Consider the following 20,659-nt stretch of genomic DNA (forward strand, 5'->3'; position numbering starts at 1 on the left):
ACTTCCGGCCGTCAGCCGCCCTCAACTCTTTCCGTCCTATTTCCGCGCCGCCGCACTCTTGTCGCGGATCGCCTTGAATTCGCTGCCCGCCTTCCAGCCGGGCCAGCGCGCCGAGCGCGCGAGTTCGTCACCGATCTGGTAGAAAATATCGATGTCCTGCACCGCGCCGTGGAGGTTCCAGTCGGGCCCCCAGGCGTCGCATGCCTGATGATAGCATTTGCCCGTATAGGCATCGACCCACTTCTGGCCCGCTTGCTTGCCGCCCTCGACCAGATCGGACGCGCCCGCGATGCCCATCATCAACAGGACGGGAACGCCGCGCTTGGCAAGGCTGAAATGATCGGCGCGATAGAAGAGGCCGCGTTCGGGAAGGCTCTCGGGTGTCACGCTGCGCCCCTGCGCCGCCGCAAAGCGTGCGAGATCGTCTTCGAGCGTGCCCTGTCCCTTGCCGACGAGGACGACGTCCTTGGCGCGGCCGGCGGTCTGGAGAATGTCGAGGCCAAGGTTGGCGACGGTCTTCTCGAGCGGGAAGATGGGTTTTTCGGCATAGGCTTCGGACCCGAGCAGGCCGCGTTCCTCGGCGGTCCAGAAAGCGAAGGCGATCGTGCGATCGGGCGGCGGCGCCGCCTTGAACAGCCGCGCGATCTCGAACAGCCCCGCGACGCCGAGCGCGTCGTCATTGGCCCCCGCGCGATAGATGCGGCCCTGCGCGTCGGGCGGACCCTCGCCATAGGCGTCCCAGTGCGCGCCATAGATGACGACCTCGTCGGGCCGCTTGGCGCCTGAAATCTTCGCCAACACATTCTGGCTCTGCACCACCTCCTGCGTCACGGGGATCGCGGCGTCGAAGCCGGTGCCGAGGTCGATCGGCTTGAAATCCTTGCGGCGTGCCGCGACGCGCAGTTTCTCCAGATCCTGCCCGGCATCGGCGAACAATTTCGCCGCCGTCTCGCCCGAGATCCAGCCCTGCAGCGCGAGGCTCGTCACCTTTTCGGGCGGGACGACGAGGCCGTAATTTTCGCCGCCGGCGCTTTTGACGACATTCCATCCATAGCCGACGCCCTCGGTATCGTGGACGATCAGCGCCGCGATCGCGCCGCGGCGGGCGGCTTCCTCGAACTTGTAGGTCCAGCGGCCGTAATAGGTCATCGTCCGCCCTCCGAACTTGCCGAACGCAACCTCGCCCTTCGCCGCGACGAAATCGGGGTCGTTGATCAGGAAGACCGCGACCTTGTCCTTGAGATCCTGCCCCTTGAAGTCGTCCCAGCCGCGTTCGGGGGCGCTGACGCCGTAACCGACGAAGACCATCGGCGCGTTCGCGACGACCGCACGGTCCTTGGGCTGGAGCGTCGAGACGTAGATGTCCGTGCCGAAGGTCAACGGCGTCGCGACGCCCTTGCGGTCGAAGGCGAGCGTTTCGGGCGTGCCGAGGCGCGTGTGGAGCAGCGGCACCGGCTGAGTCCAGCCGCCGTCGACGCCCGCGGGTTCGAGCCCCATCGCCTCCAGCCGCCCGATCAGATAGCCGATCGTGCGTTCTTCGCCAACCGTGCCTGGGGCGCGGCCCTGAAACTGGTTGGACGCGAGCGTGCGCACGGTTTCGGTTAGGTTGGCGGCGTCGATCCCCGTTTGCGCCGAGGCCGGCGCGGCGAAGGCGGTCGAGAGAAGGAGGGCGGCGGCAAGGTGCGTTTTCATGAGGCTTTCCGGTTTGTCAGCGATCGAGGCAGCGTTTGAGATAGGCGCGTGCGCCGTCGAAGTCGCGCATTTCCATCTTCATCGGTGCGGCTTTTTCCACGGTCAGCGCGAGGGTGAACTGGGCGGGGAATTTGTCCAGATTTTCGACATGGCCCAGCGCGACATCGTGCCACATGCGGTCTTCGCCGATCGGGTAGCTCGTCACTTCGACCTCGCCATCGCCGATGCCGGTGACCGCAAGCCTTGCCTTGCGCGGTTTGAGCTCGCGGCTTTCGTCCTTTTCGAGCGGCTTGGGGTCGCCGGCCCGGGCGCGGTCCGAAATGGCGAGTTTCATGTTGGACGTGTCGCTCGCGACCGCGAACATCCAGCTACGCTCGGCGTCGGCGGGATCGGTCCATGTCACAGCGCATTGCATCTGGCCGCTCCACGGCGGGTCGGCAGCCTCGGCCGGTTGCGTTGCGACGAGCAGGAATAGGACGGGCAGGGTGGAGAGGCTCATGGGGCGCTTTCATCTGATATCGCGGGCAGCCTAGGGGCTTTCCGATGGCGATAGAAGCACATAGGCGCGTTTGAGCGCAAGAAACGGAGCGCGGCGATCGCGCCGCGGCGCCATGATCGCGGTATGACGACAGACCGAAACATCAAGTGCGCGCCGGCGGCGACCGACGGGCTTGGCGAAACGCTCGACCGCGAGGGATGGGCGGTGCTGCCGGGGCTGATCGATACAGCGGCGTGCGACGGCCTCGCCGCGCTCTATGACGCGCCTGCGGGATTTCGCAGCCATGTTCACATGGCGCGGCACGGCTTCGGGCGCGGCGAATATCGCTATTTCGCCTATCCGCTGCCGCCGCTGGTCGAGGCCCTGCGCGGGATGCTCTATGCGCGGCTCGCGCCGATCGCGAACCGCTGGCACGAACGGATGGGAATGGCGGTGCGCTTTCCGGCCGATCATGCCGAATTCCTCGCGCGGTGCCGCGATGCGGGACAGCGCCGGCCGACGCCCCTGCTGCTGCAATATGGCGCGGGCGATTATAATTGCCTGCACCAGGATCTCTATGGCGAACATGTCTTTCCGTTGCAGGTCGCGGTGCTGCTGTCGGCGCCCGGCGAGGATTTCACCGGCGGTGAGTTCGTGCTGACCGAACAGCGCCCGCGGATGCAATCGAGGGTCGCGGTCGTGCCGCTGGCGAAGGGCGACGCGGTGGTCTTCGCGGTGAACGCGCGGCCGGTCCGCGGGAGCCGCGGCGACTATCGCGTGGCGATGCGCCACGGGGTGAGCGCCATCGGGTCGGGGCGGCGGCACACGCTCGGCGTGATCTTCCACGACGCGGCGTGAGGGGCGCGGGACGGGTCGAAAGGGCGAGGGTAACGGCGGCTAATGGCCGAGTAGCCGCCATTTAATCCTCCCTGTGCCGAAGGCATGGGGAGGGGGACCGCGCCAGTAGGGCGTGGTGGAGGGGCAGCGACGGTGCGCCATTAGCCCCTCCGTCAGCGCTTCGCGCTGCCACCTCCCCATCGCCGCGCGACAGGGAGGAACTTAGGGCAGCAATCCACCCCTAAGCAGCCCTGATCGATTGCCCGGCTATTGCCCCGCGGTGTCCGCCGCCGGGCGCGTCCAGCCCTTCCGATACTTCTCGAACCAGGCGAGGATCGCCGAGGCCTTGGCGGCCGATTGCGACGGGCGCGCGGCGATGCCGCCGTGGCTGGCGCCGGGCACCTTGACGAGCGCGGTGGGCACGCCGCGGAGGCGGAGCGCGGTGTAATATTGTTCGGATTCGCTGACCGGGGTACGGTAATCCTCGGCGCCGACGACCACCATCGTCGGGGTTTCGACATTGCCGACGAGCGACAGCGGCGAGCGCGCCCAGAAGAGTTCGGGCTTTTCCCACGGCTCGGCGCCGAGCCAATAGGGGCCGAAGAAGCCGGGACCGTCGGCGGTGAGCGCCTGTGTCGTCCAGTTGATCACCGGCTTTTGCGTGACCGCGGCCTTGAAGCGGTTGGTCTTGCCGACGATCCAGCTGGTCAGCACGCCGCCGCCCGAGCCGCCGGTGACGAACAGCGCGTTCGGGTCGGCGACGCCAAGCTCGATCGCGCGGTCGACGATGCTGATCAGGTCGAAATAGTCGTTGCCGGGATAGGCCTTGTCGATCTCGTTCGCGAAGGCCGCGCCATAGCTGGTCGAGCCACGCGGATTGGCCGAGAGCACGGCATAGCCCGCGGCGGCATAAAGCTGGTTGTCGGTTGCGAAATGCGGGCCATAGGCCGCGAACGGCCCGCCATGGATTTCGAGGATCAGCGGCACGCGCTGGCCTTCGACATGGCCGGGCGGCAGCGTCAGCCAGCCCTCGATCGTCTTGCCGTCATGGCTGGAGGCGACCGTGATCTTGCGGACTTCGCCGAGCGACTTCACTTCGCGAAGCGAGCGGTTGAGGTCGGTGAGGATGCGCGCGTTGCCGCCGCGCATCAGCTGCACCTCGGCGGGGCGCGTCGCGGTGCCGCCGGTGAAGGCGATCGCGCCGCCGTCGGAAACGCTGAAGCTGCCGCCGGTATAGGGGCGGTCGAGCCCGCCACCCGACAGGCCGGTCGCGGCGGTGCGCACGCCTCCGTCGAGGCCGATGCGTGCGACCTTCGTTTCGCCATGGTCGTCATACTGCGCATAGACCGACTTGCCGTCACCGGCCCACTCGATCGCGTCGATGCCATAGTCCCAATCGGCGGTCAGGCTGCGTTTACCCGAGCCATCGCGGTTCATGACGTAGAGCTGGCTGTTCTCATAGGCGCGCAAATTGTCGTCGAAGCCGAGCCATGCGATCTTGCCGCCGTCGGACGAGACGAGCGGGTTGGCGTCGGGACCGTTGCGGTCGGTGAGTGCGGTGACTCCCCCGCTTGCCACGTCGAGCGCATAGACCTCGCTTTCGACCGGATCGCGCTCCCAGTCGGGGCGGCGGTTGGCGGCGAAATAGAGCGTGCGGCCGTCGCGCGACCAGCTCAGGGGGCCGCCATCGTGATAGGGGCCGAAGGTCAGCTGGCGCGGCGCGCCGCCGGTGGCGGGGACGAGGAAGATTTTTTCGAAGCCGGGTTCGAGATAGCCCTCGCCATCGGCGCGATAGGTGAGGAGGTCGCGGATCTCGAGCGGTTCGGCCCATTTCGCGCCTTCGGGCTTGTTCGCGGGGGCGCTGCCGAATTTCGGCCCCTCGTCCTTGACGAGCATCGTGTAGGCGATCGAGCGGCCGTCGGGTGACCAGGCGATGCTCGACGGGCTCGTCGGAAGGCCGGTGAGGCGAACCGCCTCGCCGCTCGCCATCCAGCGCACCCAGAGCTGCGCGCTGCCGCCCTCGGTCGAGGCGAAGGCGAGGCGTTTGCCGTCGGGTGACCAGCGCGGCGAAAAGGCACCGCCCTGCCGGCCGGCGACCGGCGTTTCCGCGCCGGTCTGGGTGTCGATCAGCCAGATCGAGCTGACCGCGCGGTCGCTCATGATGTCGTTCGCGCGGCGGACATAGGCGATGTGGCGGCCGTCGGGGCTGATCTGCGGATCGGCGGCGATCGCGAGGTCGAAAAGATCGGCGCCGGTGAAGCGGCGGTTGGGAGCCAGCCTGGCGCTGCCGACCGCGGAGCCCGACATGGCGGCGGGCGTTTCGGACGGCGCGGCGGTTTCGGCGGGCGGGGTGGCGGGTGGCTGTTCCTCCTGCGCAAGCGTGATCTGCGAGGTGAGGGCGAGAAGGCTCGCCCCGAACAAGGCCAGTTTGCGCATGAAATACTTCCCCTTTTTTAATTGGGGGTGGTCTGTATCTTTTGGGGATGCGGGTCAACCGCCTGACGACAGGACGCTATCCGTCCCTGCCGTAGACGTCGTTGCGGAAGGCGATGCCGCGCTCGGTCGCCATCGCGGTGATATAGGTGAGGTAGACGGGAACCTCGACCGGCAGCGGCACCGCCTGTTCGGGAGTCTTCGACTTGGTGTTGATCGAGCGGTGGAGCAGCCACTGGCCGAGCTTGGCCGCATTTTCGAGGCGGATGCAGCCGTTCGAGAAATGGCGGTCGGGCTTGCCGAGCAGCGCCCGGTCGGGGGTGTCGTGCAGATAGATGCCTTCGTCGTTGGGGAAGAGGAATTTGACCTTGCCCATCGAATTGCTGCGCCCGGGCAGTTCGCGGAGGCGGAGCAGCCGATCGCCCGAGGCGACCGCGGGCCAGTCGATCTCGGACGATTTGAGCGTGCGCGGGTTGGGCCCCCAGTCGGAGAGCGCCTCCATGCGCAGCGACGCGAGGCTGCGGCCCGCGAGCACCTTGGGCGCGATGCTTTTCTGCGCGAGATAATCGGGGACGTTCCAATAGGGATTGAGGATCGCCCATTGCAGCTTGCCCGCGAGCATCGGCGTCTGCGTTTCGGGGGCGCCGACGACGACCTTCATCATTCCCACGCGCTTGCCCGCGCCATAATACCAGAGCTGACCCGACGAGGCGTCGACGACGACATGATGCGTGTAGGGGCCCGGCAGGATTCGCGCGCGGTCGAGGTTGAGGCGAAGGCGGTCCATCGCCTCCTCGGACACGCCGCCGCCCTGCGCGCGGCGCATGAGGGCGCGGAGGCGGACATAATGTTCGCTCATCCAGCCCATATTTTTCATATAGGCGCCGAAATCCTTCGGAAAGGCCGCGGCGCGGAGGATGGTTTCGGTGTCTGCCTTCTTCGGCCTCAGCGACTTGTCGGCATATTCCATCTCCGCATCGCCCGGCCGCCGCATGTCGCGGACATAGCGCGCGAAGGCGGCCGACAACTCGACCTCGGCGCGCGCAAGGGCGCGGGCATCGCCGCCGCGAGAACGGGCGATCACCTCTTCGAGATCGCGCACGTCGCGCGACGCGGGCTTGAGGCCGTCGAAGCGCGCGGTCGAAAGATAGCCGAGCAGCATCGCGGCTTCGGGACCGACCTTGCCTCCGTCAACCCACAACGGCTGGTAGCCGCGGTCGGCGTAAAAGCGTTTGATGTCGCCGCCGGCCTCTTCGCGGATCGCGTTCGCGAGCGGGGCGGCGAAACCTTGATCAGCGGGGGCGGCAAGCGCGGGCGGCGCAAGCGTGCCGCCGAGCGCCAGAAAGGTCAGGAAAAAGGGAGCGCAGCGATGCCGCGCTCCCCGAACGGACGTCATCAGCCGCGTTCTCCCACCTGCGTCGGGGCGGGCGGCGGCGGGGGCGGCGGCGGGGTGTAGTTCGGATGGTAGATACCGTCGGCGGTGTAATAGCCGTCGATGATGCCATCGCCGTCACGATCGGCGGCGATACTGCCCGGAACCGCGCCCGGGGGCGGGGGCGGCGGCGCGGCGGCGATTTCTTCCTGCTGCGAACAGGCGGAGAGTGCGAGCGCGCCGAGCGCGCTTATCAAGATGGGTTGGAAACGCATGAGACCACTCCTTTTGATGCCGCCGGAAATCGCTTTCCGGCGCGAGCGCCCAACCCCGGGATTTGAGCCATGCGGACGACCAAATATGCGCCGACTATCCCGCGATCAGGGGTGGTTTTTGAACGATGATCTGCGCCATAAGTTCCCGGCGTCCCGGCGGAGGCGGTGGACATGGCGATGCACATCGCTAAGCCGGCCGTGCGGTCCGATCACAAGCGAAGGAAAAGACATGGATTTTTCGCGATTGCAGGAATCGAGCAAGATCGGCGACGACTGGGTCTATCCGCAGCCGCCCTGTCTGAATTTCGGCTGGCTCGAGGTCGATCGCGATCCCGCGCACCGCATCTATTGGGAAGAATATGGCAATCCGGCGGGCGAGCCGGTGATGTTCCTCCATGGCGGCCCCGGCGGCGCCTGCGCCCCCGCGATGGCGCGTTTTTTCGATCCGAAACGCTATCGCGTCATCCTGTTCGACCAGCGCGGCTGCGGCAAGAGCGAGCCCAATGTCGCCTCGGCGGGACCGGCGGTGGCGCTGACGAAGAACAGCACCGCCGACCTGATCGGCGATATCGAGAAATTGCGCGAGAAGCTGGAGATCGCGGGACCGATGCACGTCTTCGGCGGCAGCTGGGGCAGCACGCTCGCGATGGCCTATGCCATCGCACACCCCGGCCATTGCGCGAGCCTGATCCTGCGTGGCATCTTCCTCGGCGCGCCCGAGGATCTGCTCTATCTCTATCAGGGCAATGCCGCGACATGGGAAGCCGATCCCTACGGCCTCACCGAACCCGGCGCCTATATCAAATATCCGGGCGAATGGGCCGACCTGCTGTCGGTGCTGACCCCCGAAGAGCGCGGCGACGTGATGAAATCCTACAAGGCGATCTTCGACATGGTTCCCGCGAACGCGGCCGAGAAGGATCGCCAGCTCAACGCGGCGCTGACCTGGTCCTTGTGGGAGGGCGTCATCTCGAACATGATTCCCGAGACGGCGGACACGGGCAAGTTTGGCGAGGCCGATTTCGCGCTCTGTTTCGCGCAAATCGAGGCGCATTATTTCGCCAATGCGCTGTTCCTTCCCGCCGGGCATTTCTTCGACAATATCGCCACGCTCGCCGGTATCCCCATCCATATCGTCCACGGTCGCTTCGACGAGGTTTGCCCGCTGACGCAGGCTTCGCGGCTGGTCGCGGCGCTGCGCGGCGCGGGCGCGGAGCCCGCCACTTACGTCATGACCAACGCGGGGCATAGCGCGATGGAGCGCGAGAATGCGCTCGCGCTGACCGCGGTAATGGACGGGCTGGCGCGGATCGCGACATAATGGAGCCGCCCAGCCCGTAATCGCGAGAGGATTCGCCTCAAATCACACTCCAGAACAAGGTCCTTTCGCGCTTCCTTCTTTTTATTCACACACTCGATAGTGAATATTGACTCGTGCGAGAATCTTGCCGATAAGCTGGGCCCAGATCGGCGGCAACGACCGCTGACGGGAGGGAGAGTTTGATATGAAGGCTCAGCTTTTTGCGTCCGCATCGGCGGCCGCGCTGTTCGCGTCGCCCGTTGCCGTCATGGCTCAGGAGGTCGAGGCGCCGCCCGCCGACGCGGCGGCATCGGCTCAACAGCGCGACGACAACGACATCATCGTCACCGCGACCCGTCGCACCGCTCGCTTGCAGGACGTGCCGCTCAGCGTCACGGCATTCGGGCAGGAGGAACTCGACGACCTTGGCATCGTGGGGTTCGAGGGGATCGCCCAGAATACGCCGGGCATCGTGGTCAACCGGCCGACGCAGAATTTCAACAATTTCACGGCACGCGGGATCAACACCAACGGCTATTCGGCCGGCCTGCAGAGCGCGGTCGCCATATATGTCGACGAACTGCCGATTTCGGCGAACGGCAATTCGACGATCCTCGATCCCAATCTCTACGACGTCGAGCGCGTCGAATTCCTGCGCGGGCCGCAAGGCACCCTCTTCGGGTCGAATTCGCTCGCGGGCGCGATGCGGATCATCACCAAGAGCCCCGACCTCGACGATTTCGAGGCCTCGGCGAGCGTCGACCTCGGCCTCACCGGGTCGAGCTCGGTACGCCAGCGCTATAATGCGATGGTCAATCTGCCGATCATGAAGGACGAAATCGGGCTGCGCGTCACCGGCTATTATCGCAACGAGGATGGCTGGGTCGACAATATCGGCACCGGCGTCGAGGATGCGAACAGCCTCGAAGCGTTCGGCGGCCGCGCGATCCTGCTCCTGCAACCGAGCGACCGGATGAAGGTCAAGCTGCTCGCGTCGTACGAGAACAGCAAACCCGCCGATTCGGGGCTGACCAACCCGCTGCTCGGCAAGTTCGTGCGCAATTCGGACCGCCCCGACCTGTTTCAGGGCAAGCTCACCAACTATAATCTGACGATCAATTACGAGTTCGATTTCGCCGAGCTGATCAGCTCGACGACGCTGTCGGACTATGACGCCTCCTTCTATGTCGACCTCGCGGGCACCTTTGCGCAGGCCTTTCCCTTCGCGCTCGACGCTTATGGCTTTGACGATCTGTTCGTTCAGGAAACGCGGCTCGTGTCGCGCCACGACGGGCCGATCGAATGGGTCGCGGGCTTCTTTTATTATGACAAGCGCCGCACCGTCGATTTCGCCTATCGGTCGAGCCTCGAATATCTGACCGAGAATAATCTGACCGGGCTGCCCAACGAATATTATCAGCGCTTCAACAGCTATACCGACCAAAAGGAGATCGCGGGCTTCGGCGAAGTGACCGGGCGCTTCAGCGACAGTTTCTGGGTCACCGGCGGCCTGCGCTACGGCAGCACCGAAGTGCAGAGCTTCACGCGCGGCGGCGGATATAACAGCAATTATCTGACCGCCGCTTTCCTCGGTCTGGAGAATATCCCGCTCACCGTCACCCCGATCGCCTATGCCGAAGGGCTGAAGGTCAAGGACGATCGCCTGTCGTGGAAGGCGAGCGTGTCGTGGAAGCCGGTCGACAGCCTGACCACCTATGCCACCGTGTCGACGGGGTTCCGCACGCCGGTGGTCAACGCGCGCGCCGGGCTGGTCAGCGCGATCGATCCCGATGACCTGATCATTCCCGACGGCGCGAAATCGGACAGCGTCACCAATTACGAGGTCGGGCTGAAGGGCCGCTGGCTCGGCGGCGACCTCGTCGCCAATATCGCCGCCTATTATATCGACTGGAAGGATATTCAGGTTCAGGCGAACCGCGTGTCGGACTCGATCCAGTTCGCGACCAACATCGGCGGCGCCGAAAGCTACGGCCTCGAATTCGAGTTCATCGCGCGGCCGGTTCAGGGATTGAGCCTCGCGCTCAACGGTTCGTTCAACCGCGCGAAGGTGACCGATCTGACCCCGGGCGAAGCGGCGATTTCGGGCGCCGAGCTCGGCACGCGTCTGGCCTCGCCGCGCTTCCAGGGGTCGGGAACGCTGCGCTACGACTTCCCGATCGGCGGCGCCGACACCGCCTATGCCGCGGTCAATGTGTCGCACGCGGGGGCGTTCCCGAACCAGTTCCCCAATGTGCCGGGCAATCCCAATGCGGTCAGCCCGACCTATGACTTCACCGAGGCGTGGACCAATGTGAACCTTTACGTCGGGGCGAAGCTGGGGGCGATCGACCTTGGCGCCTATGTCGAAAATCTCCTCGACGACAGCAAGATCACCTATGTCCATCCCGAGGCGTTCCTCGACGGCCGCTACGCCCGCATGCGTCCGCGGACGATCGGCGTCCGCGCCAATTACCGCTTCTGATCGGGACCGGGAAATGAACGGTCCGATGATCCGCCGCCTGTCGCACGTCGCGCTCGCCGTCGCCGCGCTCTCCGCGGCGCCGGCAGCGGCGGCGGGGCCGGTGGTCGACGCGCCCGCGGGCCAGGTCGAGGGCAGCGAGGCGAAGGGCATTCGCGCCTTCAAGGGCATTCCTTATGCCGCGCCGCCGGTCGGCAAGCTGCGCTGGGCGCCGCCGCAGCCTGCGGAGAGCTGGGACGGCGCGCGCGACGCGACGCGCTTCGGTCCGGCGTGCCTGCAGCCGGGGCCGCGCGGCCCGAGCATCTATGCCTGGGACCTGCCGGCGATGAGCGAGGATTGCCTGTCGCTCAACATCTGGACGCCGCAGGATGCGAAGAATGCGCCGGTCTTCGTCTGGATCCACGGCGGCGCGCTGACCGGCGGCTCGGGCGGCGATCCGATCTACGACGGCAGCGCACTTGCCGAACGCGGCATCGTCGTCGTGTCGATCAACTACCGGCTCGGCGCGCTCGGCTGGCTCGCGCATCCGCAGCTCAGCGCCGAATCGGCCGACGGTGTGTCGGGCAATTACGGGCTGCTCGACCAGATCGCGGCGCTCGAATGGGTTCAGCGCAACATCGGCGCTTTCGGCGGCAGCGCCGCCAATGTGACGATTGCGGGCGAGTCGGCGGGCGCGCTCAGCGTCATGTATCTGATGACCGCGCCGGCGGCGCGCGGCCTGTTCCACAAGGCGATCGCGCAGAGCGCCTATATGGTCTCGGCGCCGGGGCTGCGCGACAAATTGAACGGCATGGTCCCGGCCGAGGCGCAGGGCTCCGACCTCGCCGCCAAGCTCGGCGCCGCCGACCTCGCGGCGCTGCGCGCGATGCCCGCGAAGGACATCGCCGAAAAGGCGCCGGCGACGGGCTATTTCCCGTTCCCCGCCGTCGACGGCAAGATCGTGCCGCGCCAGCTCGTTGACAGCTTCGACCGGAACGAGCAGGCACCGGTGCCGATCCTCGCTGGCTTCAACGCGGGCGAAATCCGCTCGCTGCGCTTTCTGCTGCCCAAGCCGCCCGCCGATGCCGCCGCCTATGAAGCCGCGATCCGCGCCAATTACGGCGAGTTCGCCGACGCCTTCCTGGCGCGCTATCCGGCGAAGGTGATCGAGGAAAGCATGCTCGCGGCGACGCGCGACGCGATGTATGGCTGGACTTCCGAACGGCTGGTCTCGAACCAGGCGGCGCTGGGGCAGGGCGCCTATCTCTATTATTTCGACCATGGCTATCCGGCGACGGCCCAGTGGAATCTCCACGCCTTTCACGCGGCCGAACTGCCCTATATCTTCGGCACCGCGGGCAAGACGCCGCCGCTGTGGCCGAAAATCCCCGACGATCTGACCGAGCGCAAGCTGGCCGGCGCGATGGGCGACTATTGGGCGAGCTTCGCGCGCAGCGGCCGGCCGCAGGCGAAGGGCCAGCCCGACTGGCCCGACTATTCGGACAACGCCGGTTTTCTCCATATCGCCGAGGCGCCGAAGGCCGGGCACAATCTGCTCCCCGGTACCGCGGCGCTGCACGAGGCGGTGATGTGCCGCCGCCGCGCGGCGGGCGATACGCCGTGGAACTGGAACATCGGCGTCATTTCGCCGCCGCTGCCGCCGAAAGCTGCGGGGTGCCAATGATCGACGGTTCGATGCAATCCCATGGCCTGACGCTCGACAAATTCCTTTCCCACGCCGCCAAATGGCATCCCGATGCCGAAACCGTGTCGGCCGGGGCGGACGGAAGCGTCGCGCGGATCGGCTATGCCGCGCTTTACGAGCGCGCGCGCGCGGTATCCGGCGCGCTCCATGCGATGGGTGTGCGCGCGGGGCACCGCGTCGCGACGCTCGCGTGGAATACGCGGGGGCATCTGGAAAGCTGGTACGGGATCATCGGCATGGGCGCGGTGTGCCACACGCTGAACCCGCGGCTGACCGCGGCGCAGATCGGCGCGATGCTCGTGCAGTCGGAAGCGGGCATATTGCTTGTCAGCCCCGACCTGCTGCCGCTCGCCGAAGCCGCGACGCGCAATGTCGGGACAGTGCGGCGGATACTGCTGCTCGACGCGACCGAAAGTGATGCGGGCGAGGCGGATGGCCGCGTCGCGGTCGGCGCGCTCGAACCCGCGCTTGCGGCCGCCTCGACCGACGTCGCATGGGGGCAATTCGACGAAAACAGCCCCTCGGGGCTCTGCTTCACCTCGGGCACCACGGGCGCGCCGAAGGGCGTCACTTACACCCATCGCGGCTGTTATCTTCACACGATGCGCCAGTTGCAGGCCGATGTGATGGGCGTGCGCGCACGCGACGCGGTGCTCGCGGTGGTGCCGATGTTCCACGCCAACGCCTGGGGGCTGCCCTTTTCGGTGCCCGCCGCTGGCGGCAAGCTCGTGCTGCCGGGTCGTCACAGCGACGGCGCGCATCTTGCGGCGCTGATCCGCGGCGAGGGCGTGACCGCCGGGGTCGGCGTGCCGACCGTGTGGCTCGGGCTGGTCGAGCATCTCGAACGCGAGGGGGGCGAAGTGCCGACGCTCGAGCGCATCCTCGTCGGCGGCGCGCCGATGCCGCCGGCGCTGATGGAGCGGATCGAGCGGCGGCTGGGCGCGGAGGTGCAGACGAGCTGGGGAATGACCGAGCTGTCGCCGCTCGGCACCGCCGCGGTTCCGGGCGATCCCGGGCGCACCGCCGGCGTGTCGGGAAAACCCGCGATCGGCGTCGACCTGCTGCTGACCGACGCCGAAGGGCGCGCGCTCGCCGAACAGCGCGGTGCCGAGGGGCATTTGCGCGTCCGCGGGCCGAGCGTCGTCGAACGCTATTTCGGGCAGGATGCGCCGGCGACCGACGCCGACGGCTGGTTCGATACCGGCGACCTCGCGCGGCTCGACAGCGCCGGCAATCTGACGATCACCGGGCGGTCGAAGGATCTGATCAAATCGGGCGGCGAATGGATCAACCCGGCAGAGATCGAGGCGCTGGTCGGCGCGCTGCCGCAGGTGTCGCTCGCAGCGGTCATCGGGCGCAGCGATCCCAAATGGGGCGAGCGGCCGATCCTCTTGGTCGAGACCAACGGTGCGCCGGTCAGCGACGACGACCTGCTCGCGCCGCTGCGCGAACGTGTCGCCTCCTGGTGGATTCCCGATGCGATCGTGCGGCTCGACGCGATGCCGCTCGCGCCGACGGGCAAGATCGACAAAATGCAATTGCGGGCCGATTACGGACAGGTGTAGGCCCACCGGGTCGCGGCGGCATGACGAAATATGGCTGAAGTGCGGAAGGACAGGAATTTGGCGTCGAAGGCAAAGAGTGCGGTGAAACGCCCGTCGAAGGCGGAACAGCGCGCCGAAATGATGGAGCAGATCCTCGACACCGCCGAACTCCTGTTTTCGAAGCACGGCTTCCACGGCGTGACGCTGAAGGACGTCGCGAAGCAGGTCGGGGTCCACCATACTTTGCTCAACTATTATTTCGACGACAAAAGGACGCTGTTCGATGCGGTGTTCGCGCGGCGCGCCGTCGTCACCATCGACAAACGGATGCAGGCGCTCGACGATTATGAGCGCGCCGCCGCGGGGAAGCCGACGCTCGAAGGCGCGCTGCACGCCTTCCTCGACACCGACCTCGACCTCTATATCCAGGGCGGCGAAGGCTGGAAGAATTACGGCGCATTCGGCGCGCAGGCGTCGAACAGCCCCGAGGGCGCGGAGTTCATGGATAAATATTTCGACCCCGTCGTGCTCCGCCTGATCGAGATATTGAAAAAGGCGCTGCCCGAAGCAGCCGAGGAAGATATTTTCTGGGGCTATCATTTCGTCACCGGCGCACTGATGCTGACGCTCGCGCGCACCGGGCGCATCGACAAATTATCGCACGGCCTTTGCCACTCGGACGATTATGAAGCGGTCAAGGCGCGCATGGCGCGCTTCATGGCGGCGGGCTTCCGGGAAATCTGCGACCAGCGCAAACAGGACAGGGTTTAGGCGACCGGGCGGGGAACGATACGCATCGGCCTTTTTGCGCTGATAATATTCACTCACAAGTGAGTTATGATATGACAAGGGAAATGGCATGACGAACGAGCTGAAGGACAGGGTGGCGATCGTGACCGGGGCGGGCGGCGGGCTCGGCCGCTCGCATGCGCTGATGCTCGCGCGGCACGGCGCGCGCGTTGTGGTTAACGATCGCGACGGCGACGCCGCCGCGCGCGTCGCGGCCGAGATCGCCGAAACCGGCGGCCGCGCGATGGCGGTCGCCGCCTCGGTGACCGACGAGGCCGAGGTCGCGGCGATGGTCGATGCGGCGACGCGCGCCTGGGGCGGCATCGATATCCTGATCAACAACGCCGGCATCCTGCGCGACAAAAGCTTCGCCAAGATGGACCTCGCCGACTTCCGCCTCGTCGTCGACGTCCATCTGATGGGCGCGGCGATCGCTTCGAAGGCGGTATGGGACCAGATGCGCGAACGCCGTTTCGGCCGCATCGTGATGACGACCTCCTCGTCGGGCCTCTACGGCAATTTCGGGCAGGCCAATTACGGCGCGGCAAAGATGGCGCTCGTCGGACTGATGCAGACGCTCGGTATAGAGGGCGATAAATATAATGTCCGCGTCAACTGTCTCGCGCCGACCGCCGCGACGGCGATGACCGATGGTGTGCTCGCGCCCGACGCGCTGGCGCAGCTTGCGCCCGAGGCGGTGAGCCCGGGGCTGCTGGCGCTGGTAGGCGAGGATGCGCCGACGCGCGCGATTCTGTGCGCCGGCGCGGGGCATTTCGCGGCGGCGCATGTGACGCTGACCGAAGGCCTTTATGTCGGGCAGGGCGACGGCGCGGCGCAGCGCGTCGCCGCCGAATGGGACCGCGTGTCGGATCGCGGCGGCGCGATCGTCCCCGCTTATGGCTTCACGCAGGCCGAACGCGAACTGGCGAGCGCCGGTTTCGACGCGCCGGCGATCGCTGCCGCACACGGATAATCCCCGGGCGCACACGCGGACGGGACAAAAACCCGCCACGATCGCCCGGACAAATGGGAGAAGGAAGATGGCTACCGACGCGGAAGCCTTGCCGGCCGGCGGGGACAAGAAGCAGAATGAGGCGCTGGTCATCACCGCCTCGTCGCTGGGGACGGTGTTCGAATGGTATGATTTCTACCTCTACGGGCTGCTCGCCACGGCGCTGTCGCACCATTTCTTTGCCGGGGTCAATGAAACCACGGGCTTCATCCTCGCGCTGATGGCCTTTGCCGCGGGCTTCGCGGTGCGTCCCTTCGGCGCGCTCGTCTTCGGGCGCGTCGGCGACATCGTCGGGCGCAAGAACACCTTCCTCGTCACCATGGCGATCATGGGGCTGTCGACCTTTGCGGTCGGTTTTCTGCCCGGTTACGACACGATCGGCATCGCGGCGCCGATCATTCTGATGATACTGCGTCTGCTTCAGGGGCTGGCGATCGGCGGCGAATATGGCGGCGCGGCGGTCTATATCGCCGAACATGCGCCGCCCGGAAAGCGCGGCTTCTATACCAGCTTCATCCAGACGACCGCGATGCTCGGGCTCATCCTCGCCTCGTCCTTCGTCGTCGGTTTGCGCACCTTCATGGATGCCGACACCTTCAATGCCTGGGGCTGGCGGCTTCCGTTCATCTTCTCGATCCTGCTGCTCGGCGTGACGCTCTGGATCCGGCTCCAGCTTGAAGAGAGCCCGGTCTTTCAGCGCATGAAGGCAGCGGGAGCGACGTCGAAGGCGCCGCTCAAGGAAGCGTTCGGCGAATGGCGCAATTTGAAGATCGTGCTGATCGCGCTGTTCGGCGCGGTCGCGGGACAGGCGGTGATCGGCTTCGCTGCGCATCTCTATCCGCTCTTCTACCTCGAACGGGTCGCGAAGGTCGATGGTGCGACCGCCAATTTCCTCGTCGCCACCGCGCTTTTGCTGATCATTCCGAGCTTCGTCTTCTTCGGCTGGCTCAGCGACAGGATCGGCCGCAAGCCGATCATGATGACCGCGTGCGTCATCGCGGTCTTCGTCTATTTCCCGGCCTACAAGGCGCTGGTCACGGCGGCGAACCCCGCGATGGCGGCGGCGGTCGAACGCGCGCCGGTGCGCGTGATCGCGCACGGCGGCGAATGTTCGTTCCAGTTCGATCCGGTCGGCAAAAACACGTTCGACCGGACGAGCTGCGACATCGCCAAATCCTATCTCGCGAAGAATGGCGTCAACTACGCCAATGTCGAGGCGTCCGAGGGGACGACCGCGTCGGTGCGCATCGGCGAGCGGACGATCGCGGTGCCCGATCCGGCGGGGCTGGACGATGCGGCGCGCGGCGCGGCGGTCGCCGCGTTCGGCGCCGCGGCGAAAGCGGGGCTCGATGCCGCCGGCTATCCCGACAAGGCCGACCCGGCGGCCGTGAACAAGCTCAAGGTCATCGGCATCCTCTGCGTCTTCGGTATCCTCGCAACGATGGTCTATGGCCCGCTCGCCGCCTTGCTCGTCGAACTGTTCCCGGCGCGCATCCGCTACAGCTCGCTGTCCTTGCCCTATCATATCGGCAACGGCTGGATCGGCGGCTTCATGCCGACGATCGGTTTCGCGATGGTCGCGGCGACGGGCAATATCTATCAGGGGCTGTGGTATGCGGTGGTGATCGCGGCGGTGACCGCGGTGGTCGGCATCCTGTTCCTGCCCGAAACCTACAAGCGCGACATTGAAGCTTAAGGAGAATTACGCGGCGGCGGTGACGAGCAATTGCCTCAGCGCCGCCGTCGCCGCCGCCACTGCTACGGGATCGACGCAGCGCGCATCGTCGTCCGCGACATGGTGATAGCGGTGGACCCCGAAGACGCCGGCAACCGATGGATAGCCCGCGGCAATGATCGCCGTGAGTTCGCCTGCCGACAGTCGATCGCTCGGATAGGGCGATTCGAGCCCCGCAAGCCCGGCGAACAATCGCCGCGCGGCGGGCAGCAGCGGCGGGCTCACCACCAGATATCGCTGCGAATCGCTGCCGGCTAGCGGGGCGAGCCCGAACAATCCCTCGTGCCAGTCGCGCGCCGCGACATTCGCGCCGAGGTGGAGCCAGAAATGCGTTTCGGCGGGTTTGGGCGCGGCCGCCTTCAAAGCCTCCTCGGCGCCCAGATTTTCATATTCATGGCCGCTGTTGCACAGGAAGCAGAGGTCGTGATCGGGCAGCAGTTCGGCCACCGCGCGCGCGAGATCGAGCCAGGCCGCGATACCGCCGCCGCGCTCGCCCGCGCAGCCGAACCAGCCCGACCGCGGCGTCGACACGGTGATCCACCGGCCCTTGCTGCGGTCGAGCCGGCCGATCAGGTTGAACGCCGCACGTCGCCCGCCGCGACCCGCCAGCGTCACGCGCGCCGCCTCGCGCCGCATTGCGGCAGCGAAGAAGGGCGCCGCTTCGGCTGGCGCGAGCAATCCGACCGGCCCCGCGAATATCGGCGCGCGGCCGTCGGCGTTGAGCGCGATCACTTGTCCGGTCGGCCCGTTGGTGACGATCACGACCGCTTGGGCACCGCCCGCGAAGGCGGCATCGACCGGCGCGCGGACCGGCTTGGCGAGCGCCGACGACCAGCGGCCATAGGGCAGGTCGACGAGCGCGATCGCACCCGCGAGTGGCGCGTCGGCCTTGCCATGCGCATCGACGCGGACGAGCGGCCCGGTCACGCCGCCGTCCGGCGTCGGGGTGACGATCGGCTGCGGATGCAGCGGCGCGCGCGTTTCGCCCGCCACGATTTCGCAGCCTTCTCCTTCGAACCAAGGGACGGAGATCGGCAGTTTCTCGACCGCGAAGCCCGCACGGTCGAGCTCGGCCGCGAGCCAATCGCCGCAGGCACTGTCGCCCGCGCCGCCCGACTGCTTGCTGCCGAAGCCGATATAGGTCGCGAGATCGGCGGCGATGGCGTCCGGCGTGGCGGCCGCAACCTGCGCGTTCATTGCAGCCGCGAGTGGCAGCGCTGTCGTCCCGGCCAGAAAGCCGCGCCGCGTGGGTTCCGTCATCTCGCCTCTCCCGCATTGCTTCGGTCGCGCGCTGCCGGCGCTTGATATTCACTCGCGTGTGAGCGTAAGTCGGGTGCGGGACGATGGCAAGCATCGCCGAAGGGAGAGCCATGTTGATGAAGGACATCGCGGCGCAGCGCCGTCTATTTGCTCTGGCCCTTTTGCTGGTCGCGACTGCGGCGAGTGGCCCCGTCTTCGCCGCCGAAGCGCCGACCGCGACGATCGCCGAAGGCCGCGTCGCGGGCGCTTGGGAAAAGGGGCTGCGCGTCTTCCGCGGCATCCCCTATGCCGCGCCGCCGGTCGGCGAACGCCGCTGGCGCCCGCCCGCGCCCGCCGTGAAATGGGAGGGCGTCCACGAGGCGCGCACCTTCGGCCCCGATTGCGTCCAACCTTCCTATCCCGCCGCCAGCGTCTATTTCGAGCCGCCGCGCCCGATGAGCGAGGATTGCCTGACGCTCAACGTCTGGGCGCCCGAACGCGCCGATGGCGCGCCGGTGATTGTCTGGATCCACGGCGGCGCGCTGCAATTCGGCTCCAGCGCCAGCCCGATGTACGACGGCGCCCAATTTGCGAAGCGTGGTGTTGTCTTCGTGTCGATCAACTACCGGCTCGGCGTCCTCGGCTGGTTCGCGCATCCCGCGCTCAGCGTCGAATCGGCCGACGGCGTGTCGGGCAATTACGGCTTGCTCGACCAGATCGCGGCGCTGCGATGGGTGCGGCGCAATATCGGCGTGTTCGGCGGCGATCCAGCGAATGTCACGGTCATGGGCGAATCGGCGGGCGCGCTCAGCATCACCTATCTGCTCGCCAGCCCGCGCGCGAAGGGGGTGTTCGCGAAGGCGATCGTCCAGAGCCCCAACATGCGCGCCGTGCCGCATCTCCGCGGCGCGGCCTTCGGCATGCCGTCCGCCGAGGCGACCGGCGCCGCGTTTGCCAGCAGTATGGGCGCCGCCGACCTCGCGGCGCTCCGGCGCGCCGATCCGAAGGCGCTGGTCGCCGCTGGACAGCGCGCGCGCTTCATCGCGCAGCCGGTGGTCGACGGGGCGGTCGTGCCTGGTCAGCTGGTCGATATTTTTGATCGCGGCGATCAGGCGAAAATTCCGGTGCTTGCGGGCTTCAACAGCGGCGAGGTCCGCAGCCAGCGCGCGCTGGTTCCGCCGACACCCGCCGACGCGGCGACCTATGAGGCCGAAATCGCGCGGCGCTTCGGCGATCTCGCGCCCGCTTTCCTGCGGCTCTATCCCTCGTCCGACATGGATGAAAGCCCGGTCGCGGCGACGCGCGACGCGGTTTATGGCTGGGCGACCGAGCGGCTTGTGCGGCAACAGGCGCGCGCCGGACAGTCCGCCTATCTCTATCTTTTCGACCATTGCTACGCTGCGGCGCGGGCGCGGGGCCTCTGCGCCTTTCACGCCAGCGAGCTGCCCTTCGCCTTCGGGGTTGCGGGGCGCCCGCTTGGCCTGCCAAACTGGCCGATGCCGGCCGGCGAAGAGGATCGCGCGCTGGCGCGGCAGATGATCGGCTATTGGGCGGCCTTCGCCGCGCACGGCATCCCCTCGGCCGACGGTGCGCCAGCGTGGCCGGCCTACGGCGAGGCGGAGAATTTCATGCGGTTCGGCGCCCGTCCCGCGGCCGAGCGCGATATGCTGCCGGGCATGTTCGAATTGCAGGAGGAAATCATGCAGCGCCGCCGCCGCGCGGGCGAGCAATGGTTCCTCAACAGAAGCCCGCTCGAGCGCCAAAGACTCGTGGATTAGCCTCCGCCGATA

Annotated in this window: 15 protein-coding genes; 9 read left to right on the forward strand and 6 right to left on the reverse strand. The window is 66.9% G+C overall.

The features are described 5' to 3' along the window. Positions 1 to 36: 36 nt before the first annotated feature. Positions 37 to 1,692: a M20/M25/M40 family metallo-hydrolase gene (locus VFG17_RS09325; RefSeq protein ID WP_325029196.1), complete on the reverse strand. Its 1,656-nt coding sequence runs from the start codon at positions 1,690 to 1,692 to the stop codon at positions 37 to 39. A gap of 16 nt (positions 1,693 to 1,708) precedes the next feature. Then, on the reverse strand, positions 1,709 to 2,191 hold the full coding sequence (locus tag VFG17_RS09330; protein WP_325029197.1) for a hypothetical protein: 483 nt from the start codon (positions 2,189 to 2,191) through the stop codon (positions 1,709 to 1,711). A 123-nt stretch (positions 2,192 to 2,314) separates the two neighbouring features. On the opposite strand from VFG17_RS09330, the gene VFG17_RS09335 reads away from it, so the two are divergent. Next, positions 2,315 to 3,028, forward strand: a complete 714-nt coding sequence (locus VFG17_RS09335; protein ID WP_325029198.1) for a 2OG-Fe(II) oxygenase — start codon at positions 2,315 to 2,317, stop codon at positions 3,026 to 3,028. A 246-nt stretch (positions 3,029 to 3,274) separates the two neighbouring features. Here VFG17_RS09335 and VFG17_RS09340 read toward each other — a convergent pair whose 3' ends face one another. From VFG17_RS09340 to VFG17_RS09350, 3 genes are all read right to left on the reverse strand, one after another. Next, entirely contained in the window at positions 3,275 to 5,443 is a 2,169-nt protein-coding gene (locus tag VFG17_RS09340) for a S9 family peptidase (RefSeq protein WP_325029199.1), read from the reverse strand. A gap of 76 nt (positions 5,444 to 5,519) precedes the next feature. Continuing rightward, positions 5,520 to 6,836, reverse strand: a complete 1,317-nt coding sequence (locus VFG17_RS09345; protein WP_325029200.1) for a L,D-transpeptidase family protein — start codon at positions 6,834 to 6,836, stop codon at positions 5,520 to 5,522. Continuing rightward, entirely contained in the window at positions 6,836 to 7,087 is a 252-nt protein-coding gene (locus VFG17_RS09350; protein ID WP_325029201.1) for a hypothetical protein, read from the reverse strand. The genes VFG17_RS09345 and VFG17_RS09350 overlap by 1 nt, the downstream gene beginning before the upstream one ends. Positions 7,088 to 7,316: 229 nt before the next feature. On the opposite strand from VFG17_RS09350, the gene pip reads away from it, so the two are divergent. The 7 genes from pip (at position 7,317) to VFG17_RS09385 (ending at position 17,591) form a co-directional block, all read left to right on the forward strand. Then, the gene (gene pip / locus VFG17_RS09355) at positions 7,317 to 8,408 is read left to right on the forward strand and encodes a prolyl aminopeptidase (protein WP_325029202.1); all 1,092 of its coding nucleotides are present in this window, start codon (positions 7,317 to 7,319) and stop codon (positions 8,406 to 8,408) included. Positions 8,409 to 8,592: 184 nt separating this feature from the next. Continuing rightward, positions 8,593 to 10,869, forward strand: a complete 2,277-nt coding sequence (locus VFG17_RS09360) for a TonB-dependent receptor (RefSeq protein WP_325029203.1) — start codon at positions 8,593 to 8,595, stop codon at positions 10,867 to 10,869. Between the two features lie 13 nt (positions 10,870 to 10,882). Beyond that, positions 10,883 to 12,529, forward strand: a complete 1,647-nt coding sequence (locus VFG17_RS09365) for a carboxylesterase/lipase family protein (protein ID WP_325029204.1) — start codon at positions 10,883 to 10,885, stop codon at positions 12,527 to 12,529. Further along, positions 12,466 to 14,115 carry an AMP-binding protein gene (locus VFG17_RS09370; RefSeq protein WP_325029205.1) on the forward strand — a complete coding sequence of 550 codons (1,650 nt, stop codon included), beginning with the start codon at positions 12,466 to 12,468 and terminating at the stop codon, positions 14,113 to 14,115. The genes VFG17_RS09365 and VFG17_RS09370 overlap by 64 nt, the downstream gene beginning before the upstream one ends. A 57-nt stretch (positions 14,116 to 14,172) precedes the next feature. After that, positions 14,173 to 14,865 (forward strand): TetR/AcrR family transcriptional regulator, encoded by a 693-nt coding sequence (locus VFG17_RS09375; RefSeq protein WP_325029206.1) that lies wholly within the window; start codon positions 14,173 to 14,175, stop codon positions 14,863 to 14,865. 88 nt (positions 14,866 to 14,953) lie between these two features. Next, positions 14,954 to 15,856 carry an SDR family NAD(P)-dependent oxidoreductase gene (locus VFG17_RS09380; RefSeq protein ID WP_325029207.1) on the forward strand — a complete coding sequence of 301 codons (903 nt, stop codon included), beginning with the start codon at positions 14,954 to 14,956 and terminating at the stop codon, positions 15,854 to 15,856. Between the two features lie 67 nt (positions 15,857 to 15,923). Next, on the forward strand, positions 15,924 to 17,591 hold the full coding sequence (locus tag VFG17_RS09385; protein WP_325029208.1) for an MFS transporter: 1,668 nt from the start codon (positions 15,924 to 15,926) through the stop codon (positions 17,589 to 17,591). A 6-nt stretch (positions 17,592 to 17,597) separates the two neighbouring features. On the opposite strand, the gene VFG17_RS09390 is transcribed toward VFG17_RS09385, so the two are convergent. Then, entirely contained in the window at positions 17,598 to 18,890 is a 1,293-nt protein-coding gene (locus VFG17_RS09390; RefSeq protein WP_325029209.1) for a hypothetical protein, read from the reverse strand. A gap of 110 nt (positions 18,891 to 19,000) precedes the next feature. Here VFG17_RS09390 and VFG17_RS09395 point away from each other — a divergent pair, with 110 nt between their 5' ends. Further along, positions 19,001 to 20,647, forward strand: coding sequence for a carboxylesterase/lipase family protein (locus tag VFG17_RS09395; protein ID WP_325029210.1), 1,647 nt, complete (start codon positions 19,001 to 19,003; stop codon positions 20,645 to 20,647). Positions 20,648 to 20,659: the final 12 nt, after the last annotated feature.

The organism is Sphingopyxis sp., assembly GCF_035686825.1.
GTDB lineage: Bacteria > Pseudomonadota > Alphaproteobacteria > Sphingomonadales > Sphingomonadaceae > Sphingopyxis.

Bases quoted from the DNA above. Each gene is read 5' to 3' on its own strand.
- VFG17_RS09365 (WP_325029204.1), top strand. From the start codon at position 10,883: ATGAACGGTCCGATGATCCGCCGCCTGTCGCACGTCGCGCTCGCCGTC.
- VFG17_RS09340 (WP_325029199.1), bottom strand. From the start codon at position 5,443: ATGCGCAAACTGGCCTTGTTCGGGGCGAGCCTTCTCGCCCTCACCTCG.
- pip (WP_325029202.1), top strand. From the start codon at position 7,317: ATGGATTTTTCGCGATTGCAGGAATCGAGCAAGATCGGCGACGACTGG.
- VFG17_RS09390 (WP_325029209.1), bottom strand. From the start codon at position 18,890: ATGACGGAACCCACGCGGCGCGGCTTTCTGGCCGGGACGACAGCGCTG.
- VFG17_RS09360 (WP_325029203.1), top strand. From the start codon at position 8,593: ATGAAGGCTCAGCTTTTTGCGTCCGCATCGGCGGCCGCGCTGTTCGCG.
- VFG17_RS09350 (WP_325029201.1), bottom strand. From the start codon at position 7,087: ATGCGTTTCCAACCCATCTTGATAAGCGCGCTCGGCGCGCTCGCACTC.
- VFG17_RS09325 (WP_325029196.1), bottom strand. From the start codon at position 1,692: ATGAAAACGCACCTTGCCGCCGCCCTCCTTCTCTCGACCGCCTTCGCC.
- VFG17_RS09380 (WP_325029207.1), top strand. From the start codon at position 14,954: ATGACGAACGAGCTGAAGGACAGGGTGGCGATCGTGACCGGGGCGGGC.
- VFG17_RS09335 (WP_325029198.1), top strand. From the start codon at position 2,315: ATGACGACAGACCGAAACATCAAGTGCGCGCCGGCGGCGACCGACGGG.
- VFG17_RS09395 (WP_325029210.1), top strand. From the start codon at position 19,001: ATGTTGATGAAGGACATCGCGGCGCAGCGCCGTCTATTTGCTCTGGCC.
- VFG17_RS09330 (WP_325029197.1), bottom strand. From the start codon at position 2,191: ATGAGCCTCTCCACCCTGCCCGTCCTATTCCTGCTCGTCGCAACGCAA.
- VFG17_RS09345 (WP_325029200.1), bottom strand. From the start codon at position 6,836: ATGACGTCCGTTCGGGGAGCGCGGCATCGCTGCGCTCCCTTTTTCCTG.
- VFG17_RS09385 (WP_325029208.1), top strand. From the start codon at position 15,924: ATGGCTACCGACGCGGAAGCCTTGCCGGCCGGCGGGGACAAGAAGCAG.